We start from the raw sequence: 24706 nt of genomic DNA, 5'->3' as shown, positions 1-24706 counted from the left end.
TCTCCTGTCCGCATTTTTCGACAATCGATGGACATCCCCATTATAGCGGATATCAACAGACATATCTAGCCGAAATCGGTACTAATTTTGGCCAAATGAAAAGGCCGCCCGACAGGCAGCCTTTGTTTGCGCTATTCGTCTTTATTGTCTTTGTCATTCGCATCCCGCGGATCTTCAATCGGGTCTTCGCGGTCCGGAACCGTATCGCGCTCATCGTCGCCCGGTCCGTTGTTCGTGTCGTCTCCCGGCGGGAGTTGATTGTTTTGGTTGTCGTTCAAATCGGTATCGCGGTTGTCCGGGATGCCGTCATTGTCTTTGTCGTTGTCGACGTTATCGTTTTGGTTGATGTCATCAGCCGGGTTTACGTCTTGGTCGTTGACATCGTTTTGGTTGTTTGGCGGCGGAGGATTGTTGTTGTCGCGGTTCATATTGCATCCAGCCGCTAAAAAGAGGGCGACAAGGGCGCTGAACAGCCGGATCAGCAACGCTTTTTTCTTCATCCTATCTGCTCCTTTCTATTGGTTGTGGTGACCTTATGTAAGGCCGGTCCTTGTTTATCTTTCCCAGAAAGAAACTTTTCATTCGCACGCTATATAGCGCAGCCGACAAAAAAACGCGCTCCCCGAAGGAACGCGTTTTGTTCAGTCAGCTCGTTTGTCGCCAAGAGCGAACATCAACTCCGTTTCGCAGACAAGCTCGCCGTCGACGGTGGCGATGCCTTTGCCTTTGCCGATGGCGCCGCGGGCGCGGAGGATTTCGACTTCCAAGCGGAGCTGGTCGCCCGGCTTGACTTGCTTTTTAAAACGGCAGTTGTCGATGCCGGCGAAGAAGGCGAGGCGGCCGCGGTTTTCCTCGCTTTGCAGGAGGACGACGGCGCCGACTTGGGCGAGCGCCTCGACGATCAACACGCCGGGCATGACCGGGTATTCCGGGAAATGGCCGGCGAAAAATGATTCGTTGGCGCTGACGTTTTTGATGCCGACGGCGCGCTTGCCTTCTTCGATTTCCAGAATGCGGTCGACAAGCAAAAACGGATAGCGGTGCGGGATGATGGACTGGATTTGCTGGATGTCAAGCATGGACAAACTCCTTTCTCTCGTTTGGCGGCTTCATCAGCCGCGATCCGTTCCTTTCTCGACGATATCGATGATGTGCTTCCACGTGGACGGGCGGAATACATCGAGCGGCTTCCCATCGCCGATGGCGCTGTAGCCGACGACCGCGCCGGCGGCGAGGCTTGCGGCCATCAAGACGATCACGATGATCAGCCGAAGCCAGATCGGGATGAGCCGGGTGCGGACGAACCGGCGCGGCGCGGCCGCCTCCCCTTCCGGCGGAAGGGCTTTGGCTTCCGGTTCGGCGGGAGTCGGCGGGCTCTTTCTTACTCGGCCTTTCCGCCTCGCCATCCGGGAAGACGGCGAGCGCATAGGTTCTTGATGCCTCTCGTCACTCATCGCGATCCTCCTTATGAGGAGCGCATGCCGTTAATCAGCCCGAGCATTTGTTCGGAGATGGAAACGGCGCGGGCGTTGAGCTGATACGCTCGGCTTGTCGCCATCAGGCCGACCATTTCCTCGCCAAGGTCGACGTTCGCTTGTTCGAGCGCGCCTTGCTTGACGCTGATTTGGCCGCGCAAGCTGCCGTTCAGTTCTTCGGCCGCGCCTGGGACGTTGGGAAGCGCATAGACATTGCCGCCGCGGGCTTCCAGAAGCTGCGGACGGCGGATCATGGTGACGCCCAAATTGACGCGGGCGACAACGCGGCCGTCGGTATTGGTTGCCGTCAACGTCCCAGTCGGGGACATCTGTACGTCATGCGCATCGGCGGGAAGCACAATCGGCGCGTTCCTTTCATCAAGCACAAACAGGCCGTCGCTTGTCGTCAAAGCAAGCTGGCCGTTCATGGGCGCAAGCGAAAAGTTGCCGGCGCGGGTGTAGCCGATCGTTTCCGCACCGTTTTGATCGGCCAGACGGACGCGGAACCATTGGTTTTCGTCCGTCAAGGCAAAATCCAGGCGGCGGCCGGTTTCCACCAGCGCACCTTGCTTGGTGATGAGCATCGTCGAAGCGAGACGCGCCCCGTTGCCGTAGCGCACGCCCTCTGGCGTTTGCCGGGGCGCTTCGTCGTTCGGCAGGCGGTCGATTTGTTGGGTCAAGAGCTCGGCAAAGCTCGCTTCGCGCCGTTTAAAGCCGACGGTGTTGCTGTTGGCGATGTTGTGGCTGATCGTATCGAGCCGCTCTTGCAAGGCGTTCATCGTGTTGGCGGCGGTGAGCATCGAACGGAGCACGGGCTTGTCCCCCTTTCATCATTTCAGGCGGCCGACTTCGTTGACGGCCTTGTCCAAGCTGCGGTCGTACGCTTGGATGATTTTTTGGTTTGCTTCAAATGCGCGGTAGGCAGCGAGCAAATCGGTCATCGTCCGCTCAATGTCGACGTTCGACCGCTCGAGAAAACGCTGTTTCACCGTATACGTCACATTGCCGGGCGCCTGCGGCAACGGCCCTGTCGTGCTGCGGAATAAGCCGTTTCCTTCCTTGATCAACGTTTGCGGATTGGCGGCGAATGCAACGCCGAGACGGGTGGCCGTCCCATTCTCATCGATGATCGTTCCATCGTCGCGGACGGCAAACCGCTCGCTTGAGAGCGGAATGCGCTCGCCATTGGCATCAAGCACATACCAGCCCTCTTGCGTCGTCAAGTAGCCGTCCGGGCTCAAGGTGAAATGACCGTTTCTTGTGTAGCGGACCTCCCCTTGACCGTTGGCGACGGCAAAAAACAGCGCGCCTCGCTGGCCGCTCGCCCGGTCGACGGGGACTTGTCCGTCCACAAGGGCGATATCGGTCGCCAAGCCGGTTTCTTTCACATCCCCTTGGCGGAAGTTCGGGATGAGTTCTTGCATATAGACGCCCGTAACGAGCGGCCCAATGACGGTTTGCGTCGGGATGGCGCGCCTTGAGGCGGTCGGGATCGGCTCGTCCTCGAGGCGGCTCATCAACAGTTCCGGAAACGCTCTCATCGCTCCTGCATCAGCTTTGTATCCCGGCGTTTCGGCGTTCGCCAAGTTGTTGGTCAGCATCTCAACGCGCCGCTCCTGGGCGAGCATGCCGCTCGCGGCGGTGTACAACCCTCTCAACATGACCAGCACCTCGCTTGTCCGATCGATCAGAAAAAGCCGCGGCCGCTCTTTGGGCAGCGGCGGATGGGGTGTTCCCTATGGTCAAGCGGGCGGCGCGTTGCCCTGCCGCTCCGCTCCTTTCCATTCCATCTTTCATTATAAGCGGGCAAGGGCAGCCGCGGCATCCCCCGCCATTCCTTTTTTGCCCGCCTCGCTTGTCCCGGCGGCGGTTGTATCCATTTTGATCAAGCCATGAGAAAAACGTCCTTCCAAAGCGGTCTGCGCCTGAATGACGCAAAAGGTTGACTCTATAAGGTTGATCCAGATGAACCATCTCTTGGCCAAAGGGCATGACGGCTTTTTAAATCAATTGCGATTTTGGCGCCCGATCGATGTTTTCCAGCATAATCCCGGTGCCAAGGGCGACGCAGTCCATCGGATTCTCCGCGACGAACACCGGAAGCTTCAGCTCTTCTGACAGCAATAAATCGATGCCATGAAGCAATGCACCGCCACCCGTTAAAATGACGCCGCGGTCGATAATATCCGCCGACAGTTCCGGCGGGGTGCGCTCGAGCACGCTTTTGGCGGCTTGTACAATCAAGGACACCGGCTCGCGAAGCGCCTGTTCGATCTCCTCCGATCGAACGGTGATCGTGCGCGGCAGTCCGGTGACGAGATCGCGGCCGCGGACGTCGATTTCTTCGGACCGTGCGCCTGGGAATACCGTTGCGACCTTAATCTTGATTTCCTCGGCCGTTCGTTCCCCGATGAGCAGCTTATATTCGCGCTTGATGTAGTTTAAAATCTCCATATCGAACTTGTCCCCGGCCATTTTAATGGAAGAGGCGGTGACGATGTCTCCCATCGAGAGAACCGCGACGTCAGTCGTGCCACCGCCAATATCAACGACCATGTTTCCGCACGGCTGAAAAATGTCCATTCCGGCGCCAATGGCTGCGACTTTCGGCTCTTCCTCCAAGTACACTTTTTTGCCGCCGCTTTTTTCTGCTGCCTCTTTGATCGCTTTCCGTTCCACGGATGTTGTGTTCGTCGGGCAACAAATCAAAATGCGCGGTTTGGCGAAAAAGCCTTTTAGGTCGAGCTTGCTTAAGAAATGCTTCAGCATGGCTTCGGTAATGTCAAAATCCGCGATGACGCCGTCTTTGAGCGGCCGAATGGCAACAATATTCCCAGGAGTACGTCCGACCATTCGTCGTGCTTCTTCGCCGACTGCGAGCACTTTGTTCGTGTGTTTATCAATCGCCACGACGGACGGCTCATTGAGCACGATGCCTTTGCCTTTGACGAAAATGAGGACGTTCGCCGTGCCTAGGTCGATGCCGATGTCTCGTGAAAACATATGACTTGCTCCTCCTTGCCTCTGCCCTAAAATCATTCCTAATTGTTCATTCTACCATATTTGCCTCCCGGAATGATACTGCAAACGGCAGATGGCAAGGAAAAAGTCAGTTGTTTTTCACTGCTTGCTTTTTATACTTTTTCTTCGTTGCTTCCCCGCCGCGCAAATGGCGGATCGATTTATGGTAATCGAGGATTTGCTTCACTTCTTGGGCCAGTTCCGGGTTGATTTCCGGCAGCCGCTCGGTCAAGTCTTTATGCACGGTGCTTTTGGATACGCCAAATTCTTTCGCAATGACGCGAACGGTTTTCCTTGTCTCCACGATATACTTGCCAATCTTGATCGTACGCTCTTTGATGTAATCGTGCACACCACTCGCCCTCCCTAGGTTGGATGTGAGAAGTGAGAAGTGTGAAATGAGACTCGTCTTGCCAATGATGGGCGCCGCTTTCGTTGGATGTCTTAGAAGCGTCTTCGCCGCGTCGCTTGCCGGTTGTGAACGATCCCCACCTCAACCACTCTCATTGCTGTTCAATTTGTAACATTTTATTAGACAAATCGGGCATATATACCAGAAATATCAAGGCGGACAACGGTTTTTTCACAATTTTTTTGCGGTTTGTAACGGAAGCGAAATGGGAAACGACTATATGTATAGAGAGGAAAAAAGGAGGAGCTGGCATGGGCAAAGGAAAAATGATCGGCGTCGCAGCCGTGTTGGCCGGGGTGGCGGCGGCGAGTGCGCTGTTTATGTATAATAGCGGCAACGAGCGCCCGCAGGCGAAAGATGATTTGCTTGGCCCCGCTCCATCAGGCAAACCGGCGCCCGCGGGCGGAAAAGGCATCATCGCCGGGACGCTTGAGCCATCGCTGACATATGAAAAACAAAACGGGGCATACGTGTTTACCTTCACGGTGAAAAACCAAACCGAACGCGTGCAAACGGTGACGTTTACGAGCTCGAAAAAGTATGACTACGTTTTATACCGCGATGGACAAAAGATGAAGCAGTTCAGCGAAGGGAAGATGTTTGCGCAAATTTATGAGGAACGGCCGTTAAAACAGGGGGAAGAGCTGTCGTTTCAGGAAACGTTCCGCGGCCTAGAGCCGGGGACGTATACGCTTGAGTGGTGGCTCGCTGATCCAAACTGGCCGAACGCGCGGGCGAAGGCGACATTTACGGTCGAGTGAAGGCGCTGCCGGTTTGCCTTCGCGGCTGTTGCCGCGCTCGCCATCCGGCGTCTAAATTAGGAAAACGCTCCTGTCCCGAGCGCTTTTTGCGGCCTTTTCCAACAGGAATTTCTGCATCGATGTTCTTTTTTGCCCGCGCTGCCACAAAAAGAGGGATGCTCACCCATGGATGAAGCATCCCGTTGCAGCGCTGAAAAGATTTTCCCTGCATTACGACAAAAAGAAAGCCCCATACACAAGCGCCAAGACGATGACGTACGCTGGGTGGATGCGCCATTTGCCCAGCAGCAAAAAAGCGCTCGCGGCGGTGAGAAACGCCGTTTGGCCGAGCCCGGCCCCTTCGTACGATTCGCGGAAAAGGTCGATCGCCATAATCCCGAGCATCACGGCGATCGCTGGGCGGATGTAGGCGGTGAGCCGCTTCACTTGCGGCGCGTCTTTCCATTTGTACAAGAGCCCAAGCAGCGCCAACAGCAAAACGAGCGACGGAGCGACGCTGGCAAACACTCCGATGGCAGCGCCAAGGACGCCGGCTTGTTCGTATCCGATATAACCTGCCATTTTCGTCGCAATGGGGCCGGGAAGAGAGTTGCCAAGCGCCAGCACCTCGCTGAATTCGTTGACCGTCATCCAGCCGTAGCGGTCAACGACCTCGTGCTCGATGAGTGGGATGGAAGCCGGGCCGCCGCCGTAGCCGAGAATGCCGGGCCAAAAAAAGGCGAGAAACAGCTGCCAGTAGATCATGACGACGCCCTCCTTTCTCCGCCTTTGTCTCTATCCGCCGCCTTGGGCTTGCTTCGGCCGACAAACGCGGCCGCAAGCAACACTGCGACCACAAGCGCCGGATGAAGGCCGAGCCACTGCAAGGCCAAAAAGCAGGCAAGAAGGAGCAGGGCGGCCGGCCGCCAGCCGAGGGCGGCGCGCGCCTGTTTGGCGAACTGCCACGTCATCTCGGCAAGCATGACGGCCACGACCGGCACGACCGCTTTGGTCATCCCAGCGACCCATGGTGTGTCTTTAAACGAGGATAAGGCGGCCAACAGCACGATCATCAACACGACCGTCGGGGCGGTCGTCGCCAACACGGCGTTCACTAAACCGAGCGCGCCGCCGACACGGTAGCCGATATAGCCGGCAAGCTTCGTGGCGATCGGGCCGGGCAAAGCATTGGCGATGGCCAGAATTTCAGCGAATTCTTCATCCGCCATCCAGCGGTATTTCGCCACCACTTCAGCGCGCACAAGCGGGATCGAAGACGGGCCGCCCCCATATCCAAGCATGCCGACGCGGAAAAAAGCGAGAAACAAATGCCACTGGTTCATCGAAATCATCCCTTTATCGTGAGTCTCACCAAGCGGCCACCGCACCGTCCGTGCGCGGCTCCGTCCCGGCGGCAAGCACACCGGTGTCAGGATCGCGCCAAATGATTTGCCCGCGGCCGAACAGTCCGCTGTCCAACGCCAAGCGGATGTCATGCCCTTTGCGGGCGAGCGCTTCAGCGATATGGCGCGGGAAGTGCGGCTCGACGAGCACCGTTTTTCCTTCCATCCACTGCCAGCGGGGAGCATCGAGCGCCGCTTGCGGGTTCAAGTCAAAATCGATCGTGTTCATGATCACTTGCAAATGCCCTTGCGGCTGCATAAATCCACCCATGACGCCGAACGGGCCGACCGGCGCGCCGCCTTTGGTCAAAAAGCCGGGGATGATCGTATGGTACGGCTTTTTCCGCGGCGCCAACCCGTTCGGATGGCCTTCATCAAAGGCGAAGTTATGGCCGCGATTGTGCAAGGCAATGCCCGTTCCTGGGACGACGAGGCCCGAGCCGAAGCCCATGTAGTTGCTTTGAATATAGGACACCATATTCCCTTCGCCGTCCGCGGCGGCCAAATAGACCGTTCCGCCTTTTGGCGGCGTCCCCGGCTCCGGCGTCAGCGCCTCCTCGCCGATTTGCGCCCGGCGCATCGCGGCAAACGATTCCGACAACAGCTCGTCTGGGCTGCAGTTCATATAGCGGCAGTCGGCGATGTACGCTTTCCCATCGGCAAAGGCCAGCTTCATCGCCTCGATTTGCCGGTGGTGCGTCTCGACATCCGGCACGCTCGGCACGTCAAACCCGCTCATGATGTTGATGGCCATCAACGCGACAATCCCTTGGCCGTTCGGCGGAATTTCCCACACCTCATAGCCGCGGTAGGAGACGGAGATCGGCTCGACCCATTCCGGTTCATACTCGGCGAGGTCGTCCGCCGCCAAAAAGCCGCCGTATTGCTTCGAGAAGGCGGCGATTTTTTCCGCCAGCTCGCCGCGGTAAAAGCTTTCCGCTTCCGTTTCGGCAATGGAGCGGAGCGTCGCCGCATGGTCCGGAGACGCCCACACTTCCCCGATCTTCGGCGCGCGGCCGCCCGGCGCAAACGTCGCAAACCACGAGGCGAACTCCGGCCCGCGAAGCGCTTCTTTGTATGTACGAAACGCCGCAGCCCAATACTTTCCGAGCACTGGCGAAACCGGATAGCCGTTTTCCGCATAGGCGATCGCTGGTGCGAGCGTTTCGGCAAGCGGCAGGCGGCCGAAGCGCTTTGACAGCGCCGCCCACGCCGCCGGCGCCCCCGGAACGGTCACCGGAGCAAAGCCGTATTTCGGCATCTCCGTATAGCCGCGCTCTTTCAGCGCTTCAATCGAGATCGCTTTTGGCGCATAGCCGCTCGCGTTTAATCCGTACAGCTTCCCGTCCGTCCAAACAAGGGCGAACGCATCGCCGCCGATGCCGTTCGACGTCGGTTCGACAACCGTTAAGCAAGCAGCCGCAGCGATCGCCGCATCGATGGCATTGCCGCCTTTTTTCAACACATCAAGCCCCGCCTGCGCCGCGAGCGGCTGCGATGTCGCCACAACGCCGTTTTTGGCGAACACCGTCATCCGCTGCGATGGGTATGGGTGGTATAGGTAGTCCATGGCCACGATCCCCTTTCTTTCGTTAAGTGAAGAATAAAACATTTCACAAACGAAACTGTTTCCGTTTTCATTTATTTTAAAGGAAAGAGGGGGTTATTTCCATCCTTGTTCCCAAAAAATGAAAGAATATTCAAATCATAATTTTTGGCGGTTCATCACCGAAAGATGTACTTGACTTTTAGACACAAACATAACATCGTCCCTCCCGATCGAACAAAAAATAGCCATGACTTTTTGGGCACCTATCATGAAAAACGTTTTTTATCTTATGGTGAAGAGCTTTTTTGGCCGCCGTTTTTCCCACGTCTGACTTTAGAAGCGGCAAAGCAAAAAGACCCGCCCGCTTGTCTTGGCAAACGGACAGGCCTTTTCGTCGCGTTTTTCGTTTCCTCTTGCTCGACGCCTTGTCGATTACGCTCTTGCCATGCCGATCGAGGCGTCTGGCGTTTTGTAGGATGAAGCGTCGTTGTTTTCGTCTTGATTGTTGTCGCTTGGCGTCGTCGAATGGTCGTCAGCCGATGGTTGTTCATTCGCTGGGTTTTCGTCTGTCGGCGCTGTTTCGTCACTTGGCATCAATTCTTTTTCTTTGCTCGTGGCGGCGCGATCGGTTCCCGTTTTGTCTGCCGCTTTGTCGGTCAAAGCCGTCAACGGTTTGTCGACATAGTCGATCGGGTTGACCGCCCGGCCGTCTTTGCGAATTTCAAAATGGACGTGGATGCCGGCTTCTTTGTTGAATTCGCTTTGCCCTGCCTTGCCGATCACTTCACCTTGTTTCACCGTGTCGCCGGCTTCGACTTTCACATCAGCGAGCGATTGATAGACGGTCGTGACCCCTTGTTCATGATTGATTTCGACAACATAGCCCAAAATCGGGTCTTTTTCCGCTTTCGTCACCGTGCCGCTTAAGGAAGCGGTGACATCAAACGTTTTGCCGTCTTGGCGCACAAGATCGATGCCTTGGTTCGGGTGGTACGTATGATCATAAAAGACGAGGGCTGCTTCCTGTTCTGCTTCCGATGCTTTGTCATCGTAGAATGGCGTTTTCACTTGCACCGCATTTGGATCAAGCACCGGCATCGCAATCGTTTCGACCGTTTCATTGACCGGAACAGCCGGATTTTCTTGCTGGGCGGTGCCGTTTTTCGCCACGTTGTCTCTGCCCGTATTCTCCTCTTTGCCCAATTGGAACCAAAGCGCACCAGCGACGATCAATGCGGCAGACGATAAATAGATCGCCGGAAATACCCAACGTTTGCGGAACAGACGCTTCAGCGACGATTGTTTTTGTTCCTCTCTCATGTTCATCACCTCAGCAACCATTTTGAACAGAAAGAGGAAAAGATATACACATAGAAAATAATTTTTTCACTTATTTTTTGACATTCGACTAGATTTTATGCAAAAAAATGAGGGGCGCATGGCGAGGGGCGTCTCCCTGCCGTTTGCCCCGAACATTTGACAGAAAACCGGGGCGGCAGAACCCCGGTTCATCCATTTTTCGCGGTCAATTTGTTTAAAAACGCCGTCGCCGACGAAATATGAACGCCGCGGTAATAATATTTGACGATGTCAGCGTACGTTTTCCCTTCTTTGGCCATAAAGTTGGCTCCGTATTGGCTCATGCCGACGCCATGGCCGTAGCCTTTTGTCGTAATGATGATGTCATCTCCGTTGCGCACCCAGGTGAAATCACTCGACGGCAATCCGAGCCGTTCGCGCACATCGCGGCCCGTAAACGTCTTGCCGCCAATCTTCACTTCGCCGACGCGGCGGCCGGGAGTGCGCGATACAATGACGCCGACTGAGCCGTCAGCGGGCAGTTCGACCCCCAGTCTTCGCTCGAATTCCGCCACTGGCATCGTTTTTCGCTGGTAAAACTTCGGGGATTGTTTGTCCCATGGGCTGGCGACGCTTTTTAAATACGGAAAATCGCTTTGCCAATAGGCTTCCGAATTTTCCGTATAGCCGTTGCTTGTCGAAAAAAACAGCGCCTCGATCGGCTCATTGTTGTATGTCAAAATTTGCCCTTGCGTGTCCATCACCGCTTTTGTCACTTTTTTCATTTTCCAATCGTAGTCGCTGCCCCATAGTTTTCGCAGTTCGTCATCGCTGTAATAGACTTGATGAGCCACCGTGTCGGTCACATTCGCTCCTTTTGGCAGGCGAAACGGCTGGTTGGCGAGCAATTGCTTCACGATGTACGTTCTTGCCGTCAACGCTTGCGCCTTTAATGCCTCGAGTTCAAATTCGGCCGGCATTTCCGCCGCAACGACGCCGATGACGTATTGCTCGAGGGGAATATGTTCGACGCGTTGTTCTTTGCTTCGATAGACCGCCACGTCGATGGACGGTCCTTCGGCTGCCTGCGACCGTTGGACTTGTTCTTGCTTGTGCAGTTGTTCGGCCAATTTGGCCACCTTCCCGTCATAAAATGGAAGAACGAGCGCCGTCGGAATGACGAGGATGGCGACAAACAGCGAGAGAGCGAGCGCCATCACCGGTTTCAGTCGTTTCACCATAGCCGAGCCCCCAATATGCATTTTCCAAGCACAAGCGGACATCGCGAATGAATGCCTGCGTTGGCTTCGGTTCGTTACTATAGTTATGGGCTCGGACAAGTATATATGACAGTTTTCTTTCCAGCCAAAACCTCCATGAGCGCGTTTCGCACTCCGCCTAAAAGGCTGGTGAAAAACAACGGATTCGCTCAGTTTGTGAGAAATCGCAAGGAATGACGCTATGGTGTTGCAAGGTTTTTCCATTTGAGAAACACTGTTGGAGAACAGCATTTCCCCTTAAATCGCCATCCTGCTAAACATGAAGCCGTTGAAAAAAGTCGGTGACTGAATAGGGGGCGATGGAACAAGGGGGTTCTCGAAAGCACATGTTTCACCACCGTCGCGACTTGCTTCGCGCGATGCGATCAAGCTTATGGTGAAATTTCATACAGACGGTCTTTCTCTGAGCTTCAAAACAGACCGTTAGGAACGAACGGTTGTTTTTTACCGTCCTTCGACGGTCGCCCGTGTTCCAAGAAAAAACGACCATTCCCTGCTCGAAGGCAGTTCACGGTCGTTTTTCGCTCTTTATCCGTTCCATTGGATCGTTTGAATTTGGTCGAATTGTTCTGTTTCTTCGCGGACGCGTTCAATGTCGGCCCCAAGCGCAGCCAACTTTTCGTGGAAGCGGACATACCCGCGGTCGAGATGACGAAGCTCGGTCACGCGCGTGTAGCCGTCCGCCGCGAGTCCAGCCAAAATCAACGCCGCCGCTGCGCGCAAATCGGTGGCCGCCACTTCGGCGCCTTGCAGCTGGCACGGGCCATTGATAATGACGGAACGCCCTTCAATTTTAATATCGGCGTTCATGCGCCGGAATTCCTCCACATGCATAAAGCGATTTTCAAACACCGTCTCGGTGATCATGCTCGTGCCTTCCGCTTTCAACAAGAGAGCCATCATTTGCGACTGCATGTCGGTCGGAAAGCCCGGATATGGCATCGTTTTAATGTCGACGGCTTTCAGCTTTTCCGGACCGATGACACGCAAGCCGCTTTCCTCTTCAATGACGGTCACGCCCATTTCTTCGAGTTTAGCGATCAGCGAGCCTAAATGTTCCGGAACGGCTCCTTGCACGAGGACATTGCCGCCGGTGATTGCCGCCGCCACCATAAACGTGCCGGCTTCGATGCGGTCCGGAATGACCGTATGCGTTGTGCCGACGAGCTCGTCAACTCCCTCGATTCGAATCGTTCCGGTGCCGGCGCCGCGCACTTTGGCGCCCATCGCGTTCAAAAAGTTCGCCAAATCGACGATTTCCGGCTCTTTCGCACAGTTTTCGATCACAGTCGTGCCTTCCGCGAGCACGGCGGCCATCATAATGTTTTCCGTCGCCCCGACGCTTGGAAAGTCCAAATAAATTTTGGCGCCGCGGAGCCGTCCGTTCACTTCCGCATCGATAAAGCCATTGCCGACTTTCACAGACGCGCCCATCGCTTCAAATCCTTTTAAATGTTGATCGATCGGGCGCGAGCCAATGGCACAGCCGCCCGGCAGCGCCACGCGGGCTCGGCCGTTGCGCGCCAACAGCGGCCCCATGACAAGCACCGACGCGCGCATTTTTCGCACATATTCAAACGGCGCTTCCACCGTCAACGGACCGGTGGCATCGACGGTGACCGTCTCGTCGGCAATGTGCACATCGGCGCCTAAATAGCGGAGCACTTCACTGATTGTATATACATCGGAAAGAGCAGGCACATCATGAATCGTACTTGTTCCTTTCGTAGCCAATAAAGTGGCAGCGATGACAGGCAAAACGGCATTTTTTGCGCCTTCCACTTTGACGGTGCCGCTCAACCGGTTTCCGCCACGGACGATGATCTTTTCCAAGGTATTCCCCTCCGCGTCCAATTTCTCTATATTAGTATTCAATGGTAATGATTGGGGTTCCAGCAACGACGCGCGTCTTGCCGCCCAATTTTTCTCTCAAGGCGAGTTGCAGGTTGATCGGCTGATGATTGGCGGCCGGGAGAACGTTCTTCCACTGCCCAGTATATGCAGACAGGGAAACGAGTGACTCTTCCCGCAGCCACTCGACAGGCGTCGCTTGAAAATCGCGAAGCAATTGAGAAGCTTGATCGAACAAACCACCTTCCATATTACCACTGAACTCGCCTTCAATACAAGCGAAAAATGTAGAGTGATTCACAAATAGTCCGTTCGTCGTTTTTTGAATGTGCTGTGCTGCTTCTTTCCACCCAGCTTGGCTCCACGTTGGGCCGGTCGCTTCATAGAGGATATACGTTTGCGGCGTTCCATTTGTGACGGTCATCACGAGCTGGATTTGTTCACGAAAAAAGGAATGTTCATTCGTGCCGATCACTTTTTGCCAATGGCTAGTTTGGTGGAACGTCCAGCGGAAGGAGCGGTATGTTTGTTTGAACTCCGCCATTTTTTTGAAAAAGTCCGCATCATTTTGAATATCGTGGGCATACTCTCTTGTGTACACGACCCAGCGGCCGAGCGAGGCACCGTGTTGCGCCAATGTGTGCGCCATCATTTCCAACGGTTCGGACCATTCGTTCCCCCGCGCGCCTTCCGTCCGGTATTGCCCTGCGGCCAACAACAAGACCGCGGCGGCCAGCGCCATCAGCCAACAGATTGGATTTTTTCTCATCTTCGTTCCCTTCCTCTCCTTACTTGTTATTGTTGCCACCGGGCAAGGGAACATACGTCAAAAAAATCGACAACCGGCGATTTTTGAAATCGCTTTCATAAATAAACATCAAAGCGGAGGGCAAACAGCCGAGAATCCATGGAAGAAGGGGACGGGACGGGGAGCAAAGAGGCGGCGGCAAGAACGGATCGGCCGGACAGAGGGCGGGGCAAGCGGACAGTTGGAGGGGGAGCCGAAGCACCACGGCGCCCCGGGCCTCCCTATTCGCGGAACAAATACGGCAAATCGGTTGACCAAGCCCAATAGTCAAGGAAAAAGTTCGCCACCGTCGAGCCGATGGCAATCGTCAATAAAATGTACAGCAGCCGCCCTTGGACGACGCGGTTCGGCCGAAGCAGCACCTCGAGCCGCACCGCCTGCAGCGTCCACCACGTCACCGCTAGAAACGCCAAATGAACGATAATCGAAATCAACGCTTGTTGGCCGATGACCAGCATCATCAAGTTTCACCTCTTTCTCAAGCATATGTGAAACGGCGCATACGAAGCATTTCCTCTTTTTCGGAACGCGGCGTGCAGCCAAAGCACTTCATGCGTTTCGAAAACAGATTAAGCGTCGCATGACAAGCTCTTCTCCCCCGAAACAGCACCGGCCGCACATCCAAGGTGCTCCTCGACCCGAAACAAAGCCAGCGGGATGAGCATTCCCCTCTTTCTATGAAAATGCGCAGGCCTTGAAACTTTCATGCTAGGTGGAAAGCAAACATTGCTCGATGGAGCTTTCCTGCGCAAAGCACGCAGCGCATCCCCTCCTTTCCAAACGAAGCCGGCGGCGCAAAAAAAGAGGAGAGGCATTCTCCCTCTCCCTTTATTCTACCGTTACGGCAAAAAATCGCCAAAATGCCCAAACTGGGCAAGCATATCGTAAGCAAGCCCCGGCGCCCAGCCGATCGCCAACGTTCCAAGCGCGCAAAGAACGACGGCGGTCGACAGCCCGGCCGGCAGCCGGCCAAGCGGCGCGGTGAACGTCGGGCGGAAAAAGAGCTGGACGATCAAATTGAAATAATACACGTACGAGATGACGGTCGTGATCGCCATCACGGCGGCGAGCACATAATGGCCCGGCTCTGTGACGACAAGGCCGATGAAAATATGCAGCTTGGCGATAAAGCCAGCTGTTCCTGGGATGCCGGCGAGCGAGAGCAAAAACAGCCCGAACGCCGCAGCCAGAAATGGGCGGTGCCGATATAAGCCGGCGAGCCCATCCAAATCATCGGATCCGGTTTCATTGACAATATGGGCAATAATGGCAAACGCCCCGATGTTCATCAACGTATAGACGAGCAAATACATCCAGAGCGAATCGATCATCGCCCATGACATCGCGGCAAACCCCGCGAGCAAGTAGCCGGCGTGGGCGATGCCTGAGTAGGCGAGCAGCCGCTTTAAACTCCGCTGCCGAAGCGCCACGACGCTGCCGATGATCATCGTCAATCCAGCTAACACGGTGATGATCGGCTGCATCGACAAAAGAAGCGATGATGGGTCACGCCCTTCAGACGGCGCCGCGGCAAAGATCGTCACCAGCAAACGGAGAAGAAGGGCAAAGCCGGCCGTTTTCGACACGACGGCAAAAAACGCGGTCGCTGGAACGGGCGCTCCTTCGTACACGTCCGGCGCCCACATATGAAACGGAACAGTCGCCAGCTTAAACGAAACGCCGATGAGCAAAAGCAGAAACGCCAAAGCAAGCATGTACGGCTCGTTCGTCTCCTGCAAGCGGCGCGCGATGCCGCCGAGATTCGTCGTTCCGGTCAAGCCGAACACATAACTCATGCCAAACAGCATGATGGCGGTGGCGATGCCGCCATTGATGACGTATTTGAGCGCCGCCTCGTTCGATGCCGGCGCCGTTTTGCGCAAACCGGCCAAAATGTAGGACGACACCGAAAGCAGCTCAAGGCTGACAAATAATGTAAGCAAATCGCCGCTAGACGCCATCATCATCGCCCCAAGCAGCGCAAACAACATCATATAGACAAATTCGCCGCGGTGCGGACTGCCTTCTTTCGGCGCCCATTCGGCCACTAAAAGCAGAGCGAGCGCTCCGCCAGCCAGCAAAATGAACTTGAACGCTTTGGCGAACGCATCGAGCCGGAACGTATCATGCAAAATCGATGCCGACCCGGCCGGGATCATCGCCGCTGTCGCGATCATGGCGAGCGCCGCCGCCGCCGCGGCGCCCCAAGCAAGCGGCCGGCGGCTTCGATCACTCGGCAGCGCCAAGTCAATCACCAACAGCGCTATGGCGGCCGCGAGGACGATCCATTCGGGCGCCATCATGCTCCAATCGGATTGCCATACATCGTTCATGTGATCAACCCCCTAGCCCGTTCATCATCGTCTTGACGACGGCCGTAAGCGGCGCGGCCAATAGCTGTGGATAGACGCCGACGGCCACGATCAACGCGACGAGGATGAACGCCGGCACAGCTTCTTTTCCTTGCAAGTCAACGACGCCCCCTTGCGGTTCACCTAGGCTTGCCGCAGATGCTTGCGGCTCACGCCAGCCCATGACCGCTTCCCGCCGGTCGCGGGGGCGGCCGAACGTGATATCAAGGACGGCTTTCAGCGAATAGACAGCGGCGAAGATCAATCCAAGCGCACCCACGGCGGCAAGGGCCGGCTTCGTTTGAAACAGCCCGAGAAACGACGTGAATTCACCGACAAATCCCGCCAGCCCCGGCAGACCGAGCAAGGCGAGCGCCGCTGTGAGCAAATACCCGGAAAAGAGCGGCATCGCTTTCGTCAGTCCACCAAGCCGGTTGATGTCCGTTGTTCCCATTCGATGAGCGAGCACGCCGACAAGCAAAAACGACAAGGCCGAGATGAGTCCGTGAGCCACCGATTGAAAGACCGCTCCTTGAATGCCGGCCTCATTCAACGCACCGAGTCCGATGAGCACGACCCCCATATGCGACACGCTTGAGTAGGCGAGCACGCGCTTCAATTCGCGCTGGCGAAGCGCCAACAGCGCGCCGTACAGCACGTTGATGACGCCAAATAGAGCGAGAACGCCGGCAAACGAGCGGAACTCATCCGGAAACAAGCCGACCCCGAAGCGAATCATCCCATACGCTGCGATTTTCAGCAACACCCCGGCATGAAGCATCACCACCGGCGGCGGCGCTTCGACGTGGACGCGGATGAGCCAGCAGTGGAACGGAACAGCCGGCAGCTTGACGGCAAATGCCAACAACAGCCCGCCGAGCAGCCAGCGACGCCCTTCCTCCGTCAACGGCGCAATCAGTTGCCCTTCCGCCGCTGGATTATGTAACATTTCATGAAGCAAGGCAAAGTTCGCTGTTCCAGTTCGGGCAAGCAGCACCGCGATCACAACAAGCAACAAAGCCGAGCCGAGCCCGTTGTACAACAAGTAGCTGTACGCCGCCCGCTCGCGCTCAAACCCGCCCCACTTGCCGACAAGCAAAAACATAGCGACCAACGTCACTTCTAAGAAGAGGAAAAACCAAACGAAATTGGCGGCGGAAAATACGCCGAGCATGCCAATCTCAAGCGCCAGCAGCCAGAGAAAATACCCTTTTTTCTCCGTTTTGACAAGCATCGACGCCAAAGCGGCCAACGTCGCCAACACCGCGGTCAGAACGATAAAGACAAGCGACAGCCCATCGATGCCGAGCTCATAGCGGATCACATACGCCGCGTCCGTCAAAAATGGCAGGTCAGCAAGCCGCACCCAGTCCCGCGCTTCGTCGAGCCGCTCGAGGCGAAACCCGCGCCCGGACTGAATGAAAGCAAACAACGCCAAAATGAGCGGCGGTACGGTGGCAGCCGTTCCGAGCCATTGAATCATTCGTTCATCCGTTTTGCGGACAAACATCAGCAACACGATGCCTAACAGCGGCGAAAAGACGAGCAGCGATAAAAACATCATAGCCAGTACCCCCCTGTTAAGGCGAAAATGACGACCAAAATCGCCAATCCGGCCACCGTCACCGCCCCATACGTCTGCGCCTGCCCGTTTTGCCCGCGCGACCCAGCCGAGGCGGCCGCGCCGACAATGCCGGCGGCAAGCCGGGCGAGCCCTTCAACAAGGAAGCGGTCGACATACGTCAACAGGCGGCTGATCCATGACACAAGCGACACGACCGTCAAACGGTAAATGTCATCGATGTAGTAATGACGGCGCAGCAGCTCATCAACATACGGAACACGCGCGGACAGCCAATCGCGCGGCATTTTCTGCGCCCCGTACATCAGCCAAGCGAGAAAAATCCCTGCAAACGACACGATCGTCGCCAAAACAGCGATCCATCCCGGCGCCGCTTCATGACGATACGCTCCATCCGTCAACCATTCGCCAAGGAACGAGCCAAACCATGGCGTTTGCATGTATCCGGATGCAATCGACAGCACGCCGAGCACAAGCATTGGCGCCACCATCGAGGCTGGCGCATCATGAGCATCCTCATGATGCCGCGCTTTGCCGGCAAAGACGAGGAAAAAGAGCCGGAACATATAAAACGACGTCAACAGCGCGGCAGCGACCGCGAGCCAAAAGAGGAGGCGCGGCCCGTTCGTCCAGGCGGCGGCCAAAATTTCGTCCTTGCTGAAAAAGCCGGCGAATAGCGGAACCCCGCTGATCGACAGCGCCCCAATGAGGAATAGCGGCGCGGTCCATGGCAGCCGCCGCCAAAGCCCGCCCATTTCCTCGATGTTTTGCGTACGGACGGCATGAATGACGCTCCCGGCGGCCAAAAAGAGGAGCGCTTTAAAGAACGCATGCGTCGTCAAATGGAAGATGGCCGCGACATAGCTGCCGGCGCCAAGCGCCAACATCATATAACCGAGCTGGCTGATCGTCGAATACGCGAGGACGCGCTTAATGTCCGTCTGCACCAAGCCGATCGTCGCGGCGAAAATCGCCGTCACCCCGCCGATCGTCGCCACAGTCATCATGGCTGCATGGCTTGCCTCATACAGCGGAAACAATGCCGCCACAAGGTACACACCGGCCGCCACCATCGTCGCAGCGTGGATGAGCGCCGACACCGGCGTCGGGCCTTCCATCGCGTCTGGAAGCCATGTATGGAGCGGAAATTGCCCCGATTTGCCGATGGCGCCGATGAAAATCAAGATCGCCGCGAGCGTCGTCATCCCCGGCGACAGCGTCCCGTCGCCGACGGCGCGGAAAATGTCGTCGTAATCAAAGCTGTGCGTTTGCCAAAAGAGCAACATCATGCCGATGAAAAAGCCAACGTCGCCGATGCGCGTCATGATGAACGCTTTTTTCGCCGCCGCTTTTGCTTCTTCCTTATAGAAGTAAAAACCGATCAGCAAAAACGATCCAAGCCCGACGAGCTCCCAAAAGATGTACGCCTGCAGCAAATTCGGCGACAGCACAAGACCGAGCATCGCAAACGTAAACAGGCCCAAATACGCGTAAAAGGTGGAAAACCGTTCATCGCCAGCCATGTACCCTTGCGAATACACATGGACGAGCCAGCTGACGAGTGCGACGACGACGAGCATCCAAGCGTTTAGGGCGGTGGCGGAAATCCCGACCGTCAACGTCACGCCGCCTATCGTCATCCATGTCCAGTTTGCCTCATACGTCGACCCGCCGAGGCGGTCCACAAGCACCGCGAGCGCCAAAAGCAGCGACAAGAACGCCGCGGCGATGCCGACATAGGCGCTTGCTTGTTTCCATCTCCGTCCGAACAGCAGCAACAGAATGAACGAACCAAGCGGGAACAGCGGCACGACCCAAGCTAGGTTCATCATCGTTCCCATCCCCTTCTCTAATGTTTCAACGAATTGGCTTCATCGACTTGAACCGTCTTCCGGCTGCGGTAAAAAGCGATGAGCGCAGCTAAGCCGACGGCTGCTTCCGCCGCCGCCACGGCGATCGCAAACAGCGCGAACACATGCCCGTGAACGCTGGGATGGGCGCCGTATTTGGCAAACGCGACGAAATTGATGTTAACCGCATTTAACATCAGCTCAATGCAGATGAGCACAATGACCGTATTCCTCTTCGTGAGCGCCCCGTACAGCCCGATGCAAAACAAGATCAGCGCCAACGCTAAATAGGCCGATAATGTCATTCGTCTTCCGCCCCCTTGCCGTCTTTTTTCGCCAACACGATCGCGCCAATTAAGGCGACAAGCAAAATGACAGACACGATTTCAAACGGAATCGTATAATACGAGTAAAGCAACTTGCCGATCGCCTTAGCGTTGTCGCCCGCCAGCGCGCTGCCGTCAGCGCCGAAGTCGAGCTGGCGGATGCCGAAGTAGACGGCAAGGCCGAAGGCGATGACGGAGAGGGCGGCAACCGCTTTATGCCAGACGCCGCCGGTGGTTTGGCGCTCCCTTTCGTCTGTGTGATGGCGCGTCAGCATGATCGCAAACAGCATGATGATCGTGATGGCTCCGGAATAGATGAGCACTTGCACAACAGCGACAAATTCGGCGGACAACAGCACGTACAGCCCGGCAATGCCCAAAAATGTCATGACGAGGGCGATGACCATATGGACGACGTTCGTCAGCTGGAGCATCGTCACTCCCCCGGCAATCGCCGCGAGGGCGAGCAAGAAAAAGGCGATGTCCGTTCCGCTCACGGCTTATTCTCCCTTCTTATGTTCGTATCGTTTTCATCAAGCCAGGCCAAATCTTTATACAGAGCGTCGCGGCTGTATTCCGCGAGCTCAAAGTTGTTCGTCATGACAATCGCTTCCGTTGGGCATACTTCCGTGCACAAATCACATAAAATGCAAATTTCAAAGTTGATGTTGTACGTCTCAATCACTTTCCCTTTTTTCGTCGGATCGGGATGTTTTTTCCCGGTCAGCTGGATGCATTCGGTCGGGCAAATGTTGACACACTGGTTGCACACGATGCATTTTTCGGGATAAAATTTCTGGATGCCCCGAAACCGATCCGGGAGCGGGAGCGGTTCGTGCGGGTAATCGTACGTCACTTTTTCGCGCGTCAACTCTTTTAACGTATACGCCAATCCTTTCATCAACCCTATCATCCGTCTACCCCTCTCATGGGAAAAGTGGCGTTCCGACACGACCTCTGCCCGAAGAAGGAGGCCATGCTCATGGGCGGCTGCCCCCTTCCTGGCAAGACAAGTTGCTTTGTTTCTTTAGAGGACTGGCGAAAAACGACCGATTTCGCCGAATCCGTTGCTTTTGGTTGAAAGAGAGACGTTGATTTTACAGGACTTCTCAATTTGAGAAAAGTCCGTTTTTCGCGACTTTTCACTAAATCACCGGCTTTTTTAGAAAAACCACGCTTTAACGACCGCCGTCAGCACAATGTTGACGAGCGAAAGCGGAAGCAGCACTTTCCAGGCGAACTCCATCAGCTGGTCGGCGCGCACGCGCGGAAATGTGGCGCGAAACCAAATGAGGACGAAAACAACCGCACAAAACTTCAGCGCAAACCAGACCGCGCCAGGAATCCAGCCGAGAAAGGCGACCGGATGCCAGCCGCCGAGAAACAAAATCGTCACAAGCGCCGCCATGGCGAACAAATACACATACTCGGCGAGCATAAAGAACGCCCAACGGAATCCGGAATATTCGACATGAAAGCCGGCGACCAACTCGGACTCCGCCTCCGGCAAGTCAAACGGCGTCCGGTTCAACTCGGCCACCGCGGCAATGAGGAAAATCAAAAACGCCAACGGCTGGGCGAAAATGAACCAGACGTCTTTTTGCGCCGCAACGATGTCGACTAAATTCATGCTTCCAGCCAAAAGCACGACGCCAAGCGCTGACATGACGAGCGGAATCTCATAGGAAATCATTTGCGCGGCTGCCCGCATGCCGCCAAGCAGAGCGTATTTGTTGTTTGACGCCCAGCCGCCGGCGACAACGCCGACGGTCGTCAAGCCGGAGACAGCGATATAATACAGAAGGCCGACGCCAATATCGGCGAACCGGAACGCATCGGTAAACGGCAATACCGCCAACACCATAAACGACGGCACAAAGGCGATGATCGGCGCCAGCACGTAGAGCGGACGGTCGGCCGCTTTCGGGATCGTATCCTCTTTCAAAAGCAGCTTCAACACATCGGCAACGGTTTGCAGCAGTCCGAAGCGGCCGCCGACTTGGTTCGGGCCGATGCGCCCTTGCATAAACCCCATCACTTTCCGTTCGGCCAAAATGCCGTATGTGACAAAGGCGAGCACAACCGCCAAAAGCAGCGCCCCAAGCCCGAAAAACAGGGCGATGTTCGACCAGCCAGGCGTGGATTCAAGCCATTGTTCCATCATCCGTCGACCTCCCCAAGCACAATGTCAATCGACCCAAGAATGGCGATGACATTGGCCAAGTTTTCCCCTTTGAGCAGCTTCGGGAGTATTTGCAAGTTGTAAAACGATGGGCGCCGGAATTTGAGGCGGTACGGCTCTTTTTTGCCGTCGCTCGCAATATAGCAGCCGATCTCGCCGCGCGGCGCTTCGATGCGGACAAATGTCTCACCCGGCGGCGCTTTAATGATGCGGGGCACTTTTCCCATGATCGGCCCCTCAGGCGGAAATTGCTCGCACGCCTGCTCGATGATGCGGAGCGACTGTTCGATTTCCGCCATCCGGCATTCATAGCGGGCGAGGCAATCGCCGCCCTCGCGCACCGGCACGTCAAAATCAAAGCGGTCATAGATCGAATACGGTTCATCTTTGCGCAAATCCCATTTGACGCCGGTCGACCGCAAGTTGACGCCGCTCAGCGAATAGCTGATCGCCTCTTCTTTCGTATACCGCCCGACGCCGGTGACGCGCTGGCGGAAAATTTCATTGCCGGTGACAAGCTCATGATAGCCGTGAAGTTTCTCCCGCATGTACGGAACGAACTGCTTCACTTTGTCAATCCAACCGTCCGGCGCATCCCATTTGACCCCGCCGATGCGCATATAGTTGAACGTCAACCGCGCTCCAGACAGCTCATTTAATAGATTAATAATCATTTCGCGTTCGCGGAACGCGTACAAAAACGGGCTCGTCGCGCCAAGGTCAAGCAAGTACGTCCCCCACCAGACAAGGTGGCTGGCGATCCGCCCAAGCTCCATGGCGAGAACGCGCAAATATTCGGCCCGCTCCGGCACTTCAATGCCCATCATCGTTTCGACCGCATGGCAAAGCACATAGTTGTTCGTCATCGCTGATAAATAGTCCATCCGGTCGGTGTACGGGATGATTTGCGTATATTGCAGCCCTTCGGCAATTTTCTCCGTTCCGCGATGCAAATAGCCGATGACCGGTGTCGCTTCTTGAATGATCTCGCCGTCAATTTTTAAAATGAGGCGGAACACCCCGTGCGTGCTCGGGTGTTGAGGGCCGACGTTTAAAATCATTTCTTCTGTGCGCAGCATCATCTACACCTCCGCATCATACGGCTCGTAATCTTTGCGCAACGGATGCCCGACCCATTGCTCCCCTAGGAAGATGCGGATTAAGTTCGGGTGGCCGCGGAAACGGATGCCAAGCAAATCGTACGCTTCGCACTCCGGCCAGTTCGCCCCCGGCCAAAGCGGAACGAGCGAATCGACTTCCGGGTTGTCGCGCTCGATTTTGACTTTCAGCGCCACCGGCTGCCGGTTTGGATAGGAATACAAATGGACGTACACTTCCATATGCGTTTGAAAATCGGTGCCGTGCAGCTCGGATAAATAATCAAACCGAAGCTGTTCATGGCCTTTCAACAACTCGGCGACTTTGTAGTACGCCTCTTTTTTCACGACAAGCGTCGGCACATCTTTCGCCAGCCGGTTGATGTATGCATCCTCGAGCACGTCCGAACCGAGATGCTCATGAATGATGCGGACATATTTCTCAAGCAGCGGATCGTTCGGCGACGGAGCGGCATACCGTCCGGTTCCTCCGTCAGTTTCTTCGGCCTTTGTCCGGGCGGCCGCTGCCGCTTTTTGTTTCGCCCCCTCATCGCCAGCGCTGCCTTGTTGCTTCGCCAAGGCCGCCGCCCGCGCTTTTGCCGCGGCCGCAGCTTTCGCTTTCGCCGCGGCGGCCGCTTTTTGCTTGGCTAGCTCGTCATCGTCGCCCGACGCTTCAGCGGCTTTTTGTTTGGCTAATGCAGCAGCTCTCGCCTTCGCGGCCGCAGCTGCCTTTTTCTTCGCCAACTCAAGATCATCCTCCGCACCGCTTTCCGCCGCCTCGCGCTGTCTCCGCAGTTCCGCCGCCCTCGCCCGCGCTTCCTCTGCCGCCTTTCTCTTCGCCGCCTCGAGGTCGCCTTCGGTCGCCGCACCAGACGCAGCGGCCTCGCGCTGTCTCCGCAGCTCCGCCGCCCTCGCCCGCGCTTCCTCTGCCGCCTTTCTCTTCGCCGCCTCGAGGTCGCCTTCGGTCGCCGCACCAGACGCAGCGGCCTCGCGCTGTCTTCGCAGCTCCGCCGCCCTCGCCCGCGCTTCCTCCGCCGCCTTTCTCTTCGCCGCCTCGAGGTCGCCTTCGGTCGCGCCGCCTGTCGCGGCTGCTTCCCGCTGTCTCCGCAGTTCCGCCGCCCTCGCCCGCGCTTCCTCCGCCGCCTTTCTCTTCGCCGCCTCGAGGTCGCCTTCGGTCGCCGCACCAGACGCAGCGGCCTCGCGCTGTCTTCGCAGTTCGGTGGCCCTCGCCCGCGCTTCCTCGGCTGCTCGTTTTTTCGCCAATGCAAGATCGTCGGCCGATGCCGGTTCCGTTGCCTCTCCCTTCGTTGTTTCGAGCTGGCTGCCATTCGAATTCGGGGGCGTTTTCAAACTGCCCGTTTCGGCGGCTGACTTGGCCTGTTCATCTGCCTGCCTAGCCGCGAGCCGTTCGCGCGCCAGCTGTTTTGCCCGCTCAGCGGCTTCTTTTTTTCGCTGGGCCAAATCTTTTTCTTCATCCATC

General features: G+C 56.3%; 25 protein-coding genes. 1 reads left to right on the top strand and 24 read right to left on the bottom strand.

Features of this window, described 5'->3' with window-relative positions; genetic code table 11:
• Nucleotides 1-131 precede the first annotated feature (131 nt).
• From ACVX3G_RS03645 to spoIIID, 7 genes are all read right to left on the bottom strand, one after another.
• Nucleotides 132-500, bottom strand: a complete 369-nt coding sequence (locus tag ACVX3G_RS03645; RefSeq protein ID WP_011232795.1) for a hypothetical protein — start codon at nt 498-500, stop codon at nt 132-134.
• Nucleotides 501-641: 141 nt separating this feature from the next.
• A complete protein-coding gene (fabZ, locus tag ACVX3G_RS03640; RefSeq protein WP_011232796.1) occupies nt 642-1079 on the bottom strand; it encodes a 3-hydroxyacyl-ACP dehydratase FabZ in 438 nt (145 codons plus the stop codon).
• Nucleotides 1080-1112: 33 nt separating this feature from the next.
• A complete protein-coding gene (locus ACVX3G_RS03635) occupies nt 1113-1454 on the bottom strand; it encodes a DNA-directed RNA polymerase subunit beta (protein WP_011232797.1) in 342 nt (113 codons plus the stop codon).
• Between the two features lie 11 nt (nt 1455-1465).
• Nucleotides 1466-2287: a flagellar hook-basal body protein gene (locus ACVX3G_RS03630; RefSeq protein WP_047758373.1), complete on the bottom strand. Its 822-nt coding sequence runs from the start codon at nt 2285-2287 to the stop codon at nt 1466-1468.
• 18 nt (nt 2288-2305) lie between these two features.
• Entirely contained in the window at nt 2306-3136 is an 831-nt protein-coding gene (locus tag ACVX3G_RS03625) for a flagellar hook-basal body protein (RefSeq protein WP_047758374.1), read from the bottom strand.
• Between the two features lie 340 nt (nt 3137-3476).
• Nucleotides 3477-4478 carry a rod shape-determining protein gene (gene mreB, locus ACVX3G_RS03620; protein WP_047758376.1) on the bottom strand — a complete coding sequence of 334 codons (1002 nt, stop codon included), beginning with the start codon at nt 4476-4478 and terminating at the stop codon, nt 3477-3479.
• Nucleotides 4479-4584: 106 nt separating this feature from the next.
• On the bottom strand, nt 4585-4848 hold the full coding sequence (gene spoIIID, locus ACVX3G_RS03615) for a sporulation transcriptional regulator SpoIIID (protein ID WP_008880665.1): 264 nt from the start codon (nt 4846-4848) through the stop codon (nt 4585-4587).
• A 311-nt stretch (nt 4849-5159) separates the two neighbouring features.
• On the opposite strand from spoIIID, the gene ACVX3G_RS03610 reads away from it, so the two are divergent.
• Complete coding sequence (locus ACVX3G_RS03610) at nt 5160-5669, top strand: BsuPI-related putative proteinase inhibitor (protein WP_047758377.1); 510 nt, start codon at nt 5160-5162, stop codon at nt 5667-5669.
• A 210-nt stretch (nt 5670-5879) separates the two neighbouring features.
• Here ACVX3G_RS03610 and ACVX3G_RS03605 read toward each other — a convergent pair whose 3' ends face one another.
• The 17 genes from ACVX3G_RS03605 to ACVX3G_RS03525 all read right to left on the bottom strand — a co-directional run bounded on the left by ACVX3G_RS03605 (nt 5880) and on the right by ACVX3G_RS03525 (nt 24705).
• Entirely contained in the window at nt 5880-6413 is a 534-nt protein-coding gene (locus ACVX3G_RS03605; RefSeq protein WP_011232803.1) for a chromate transporter, read from the bottom strand.
• Complete coding sequence (locus ACVX3G_RS03600; protein WP_047758379.1) at nt 6410-6991, bottom strand: chromate transporter; 582 nt, start codon at nt 6989-6991, stop codon at nt 6410-6412. Before ACVX3G_RS03600 ends, ACVX3G_RS03605 begins: the two co-directional genes overlap by 4 nt.
• Before the next feature lie 25 nt (nt 6992-7016).
• A complete protein-coding gene (locus tag ACVX3G_RS03595) occupies nt 7017-8621 on the bottom strand; it encodes a gamma-glutamyltransferase family protein (RefSeq protein WP_047758380.1) in 1605 nt (534 codons plus the stop codon).
• Between the two features lie 411 nt (nt 8622-9032).
• Nucleotides 9033-9920, bottom strand: a complete 888-nt coding sequence (locus ACVX3G_RS03590) for a stage II sporulation protein SpoIIQ (RefSeq protein ID WP_041470273.1) — start codon at nt 9918-9920, stop codon at nt 9033-9035.
• A gap of 188 nt (nt 9921-10108) precedes the next feature.
• Nucleotides 10109-11140 (bottom strand): stage II sporulation protein D, encoded by a 1032-nt coding sequence (spoIID, locus tag ACVX3G_RS03585; protein ID WP_011232807.1) that lies wholly within the window; start codon nt 11138-11140, stop codon nt 10109-10111.
• Nucleotides 11141-11707: 567 nt separating this feature from the next.
• The gene (gene murA / locus ACVX3G_RS03580; RefSeq protein ID WP_014196941.1) at nt 11708-13012 is read right to left on the bottom strand and encodes a UDP-N-acetylglucosamine 1-carboxyvinyltransferase; all 1305 of its coding nucleotides are present in this window, start codon (nt 13010-13012) and stop codon (nt 11708-11710) included.
• Nucleotides 13013-13043: 31 nt separating this feature from the next.
• Entirely contained in the window at nt 13044-13799 is a 756-nt protein-coding gene (locus tag ACVX3G_RS03575) for a YwmB family TATA-box binding protein (RefSeq protein ID WP_011232809.1), read from the bottom strand.
• A 260-nt stretch (nt 13800-14059) separates the two neighbouring features.
• Entirely contained in the window at nt 14060-14299 is a 240-nt protein-coding gene (locus tag ACVX3G_RS03570; RefSeq protein WP_014196942.1) for a DUF1146 family protein, read from the bottom strand.
• Between the two features lie 378 nt (nt 14300-14677).
• A complete protein-coding gene (gene nuoN / locus ACVX3G_RS03565; RefSeq protein ID WP_014196943.1) occupies nt 14678-16171 on the bottom strand; it encodes an NADH-quinone oxidoreductase subunit NuoN in 1494 nt (497 codons plus the stop codon).
• Between the two features lie 4 nt (nt 16172-16175).
• Nucleotides 16176-17753 carry an NADH-quinone oxidoreductase subunit M gene (locus tag ACVX3G_RS03560; protein WP_011232813.1) on the bottom strand — a complete coding sequence of 526 codons (1578 nt, stop codon included), beginning with the start codon at nt 17751-17753 and terminating at the stop codon, nt 16176-16178.
• Entirely contained in the window at nt 17750-19603 is a 1854-nt protein-coding gene (gene nuoL / locus ACVX3G_RS03555) for an NADH-quinone oxidoreductase subunit L (protein ID WP_014196944.1), read from the bottom strand. Before nuoL ends, ACVX3G_RS03560 begins: the two co-directional genes overlap by 4 nt.
• 17 nt (nt 19604-19620) lie before the next feature.
• Nucleotides 19621-19926: an NADH-quinone oxidoreductase subunit NuoK gene (gene nuoK, locus ACVX3G_RS03550; protein WP_011232815.1), complete on the bottom strand. Its 306-nt coding sequence runs from the start codon at nt 19924-19926 to the stop codon at nt 19621-19623.
• A complete protein-coding gene (locus ACVX3G_RS03545; protein WP_011232816.1) occupies nt 19923-20444 on the bottom strand; it encodes an NADH-quinone oxidoreductase subunit J in 522 nt (173 codons plus the stop codon). Before ACVX3G_RS03545 ends, nuoK begins: the two co-directional genes overlap by 4 nt.
• Nucleotides 20441-20860, bottom strand: a complete 420-nt coding sequence (gene nuoI, locus ACVX3G_RS03540) for an NADH-quinone oxidoreductase subunit NuoI (RefSeq protein WP_013146600.1) — start codon at nt 20858-20860, stop codon at nt 20441-20443. The genes ACVX3G_RS03545 and nuoI overlap by 4 nt, the downstream gene beginning before the upstream one ends.
• Nucleotides 20861-21109: 249 nt before the next feature.
• Complete coding sequence (gene nuoH, locus ACVX3G_RS03535; protein WP_011232819.1) at nt 21110-22111, bottom strand: NADH-quinone oxidoreductase subunit NuoH; 1002 nt, start codon at nt 22109-22111, stop codon at nt 21110-21112.
• Entirely contained in the window at nt 22108-23208 is a 1101-nt protein-coding gene (locus ACVX3G_RS03530) for an NADH-quinone oxidoreductase subunit D (RefSeq protein ID WP_014196947.1), read from the bottom strand. The genes nuoH and ACVX3G_RS03530 overlap by 4 nt, the downstream gene beginning before the upstream one ends.
• Nucleotides 23209-23211: 3 nt before the next feature.
• Nucleotides 23212-24705, bottom strand: coding sequence for an NADH-quinone oxidoreductase subunit C (locus tag ACVX3G_RS03525; RefSeq protein ID WP_464314333.1), 1494 nt, complete (start codon nt 24703-24705; stop codon nt 23212-23214).
• Nucleotide 24706: the final 1 nt, after the last annotated feature.

This window comes from Geobacillus sp. PLS 41 (genome assembly GCF_056494105.1).
This window is presented reverse-complemented; position numbering and strand designations above follow the sequence as displayed.

Excerpts from the sequence above, each read along its gene's own strand:
- ACVX3G_RS03645 (WP_011232795.1), bottom strand. The coding sequence starts at position 500 with ATGAAGAAAAAAGCGTTGCTGATCCGGCTGTTCAGCGCCCTTGTCGCC.
- fabZ (WP_011232796.1), bottom strand. The coding sequence starts at position 1,079 with ATGCTTGACATCCAGCAAATCCAGTCCATCATCCCGCACCGCTATCCG.
- ACVX3G_RS03635 (WP_011232797.1), bottom strand. The coding sequence starts at position 1,454 with ATGAGTGACGAGAGGCATCAAGAACCTATGCGCTCGCCGTCTTCCCGG.
- ACVX3G_RS03625 (WP_047758374.1), bottom strand. The coding sequence starts at position 3,136 with ATGTTGAGAGGGTTGTACACCGCCGCGAGCGGCATGCTCGCCCAGGAG.
- mreB (WP_047758376.1), bottom strand. The coding sequence starts at position 4,478 with ATGTTTTCACGAGACATCGGCATCGACCTAGGCACGGCGAACGTCCTC.
- ACVX3G_RS03610 (WP_047758377.1), top strand. The coding sequence starts at position 5,160 with ATGGGCAAAGGAAAAATGATCGGCGTCGCAGCCGTGTTGGCCGGGGTG.
- ACVX3G_RS03605 (WP_011232803.1), bottom strand. The coding sequence starts at position 6,413 with ATGATCTACTGGCAGCTGTTTCTCGCCTTTTTTTGGCCCGGCATTCTC.
- ACVX3G_RS03600 (WP_047758379.1), bottom strand. The coding sequence starts at position 6,991 with ATGAACCAGTGGCATTTGTTTCTCGCTTTTTTCCGCGTCGGCATGCTT.
- ACVX3G_RS03595 (WP_047758380.1), bottom strand. The coding sequence starts at position 8,621 with ATGGACTACCTATACCACCCATACCCATCGCAGCGGATGACGGTGTTC.
- ACVX3G_RS03590 (WP_041470273.1), bottom strand. The coding sequence starts at position 9,920 with ATGAGAGAGGAACAAAAACAATCGTCGCTGAAGCGTCTGTTCCGCAAA.
- spoIID (WP_011232807.1), bottom strand. The coding sequence starts at position 11,140 with ATGGTGAAACGACTGAAACCGGTGATGGCGCTCGCTCTCTCGCTGTTT.
- ACVX3G_RS03575 (WP_011232809.1), bottom strand. The coding sequence starts at position 13,799 with ATGAGAAAAAATCCAATCTGTTGGCTGATGGCGCTGGCCGCCGCGGTC.
- ACVX3G_RS03570 (WP_014196942.1), bottom strand. The coding sequence starts at position 14,299 with ATGATGCTGGTCATCGGCCAACAAGCGTTGATTTCGATTATCGTTCAT.
- nuoN (WP_014196943.1), bottom strand. The coding sequence starts at position 16,171 with ATGAACGATGTATGGCAATCCGATTGGAGCATGATGGCGCCCGAATGG.
- ACVX3G_RS03560 (WP_011232813.1), bottom strand. The coding sequence starts at position 17,753 with ATGATGTTTTTATCGCTGCTCGTCTTTTCGCCGCTGTTAGGCATCGTG.
- nuoL (WP_014196944.1), bottom strand. The coding sequence starts at position 19,603 with ATGATGAACCTAGCTTGGGTCGTGCCGCTGTTCCCGCTTGGTTCGTTC.
- nuoK (WP_011232815.1), bottom strand. The coding sequence starts at position 19,926 with ATGACATTATCGGCCTATTTAGCGTTGGCGCTGATCTTGTTTTGCATC.
- nuoI (WP_013146600.1), bottom strand. The coding sequence starts at position 20,860 with ATGATAGGGTTGATGAAAGGATTGGCGTATACGTTAAAAGAGTTGACG.
- nuoH (WP_011232819.1), bottom strand. The coding sequence starts at position 22,111 with ATGATGGAACAATGGCTTGAATCCACGCCTGGCTGGTCGAACATCGCC.
- ACVX3G_RS03530 (WP_014196947.1), bottom strand. The coding sequence starts at position 23,208 with ATGCTGCGCACAGAAGAAATGATTTTAAACGTCGGCCCTCAACACCCG.
- ACVX3G_RS03525 (WP_464314333.1), bottom strand. The coding sequence starts at position 24,705 with ATGGATGAAGAAAAAGATTTGGCCCAGCGAAAAAAAGAAGCCGCTGAG.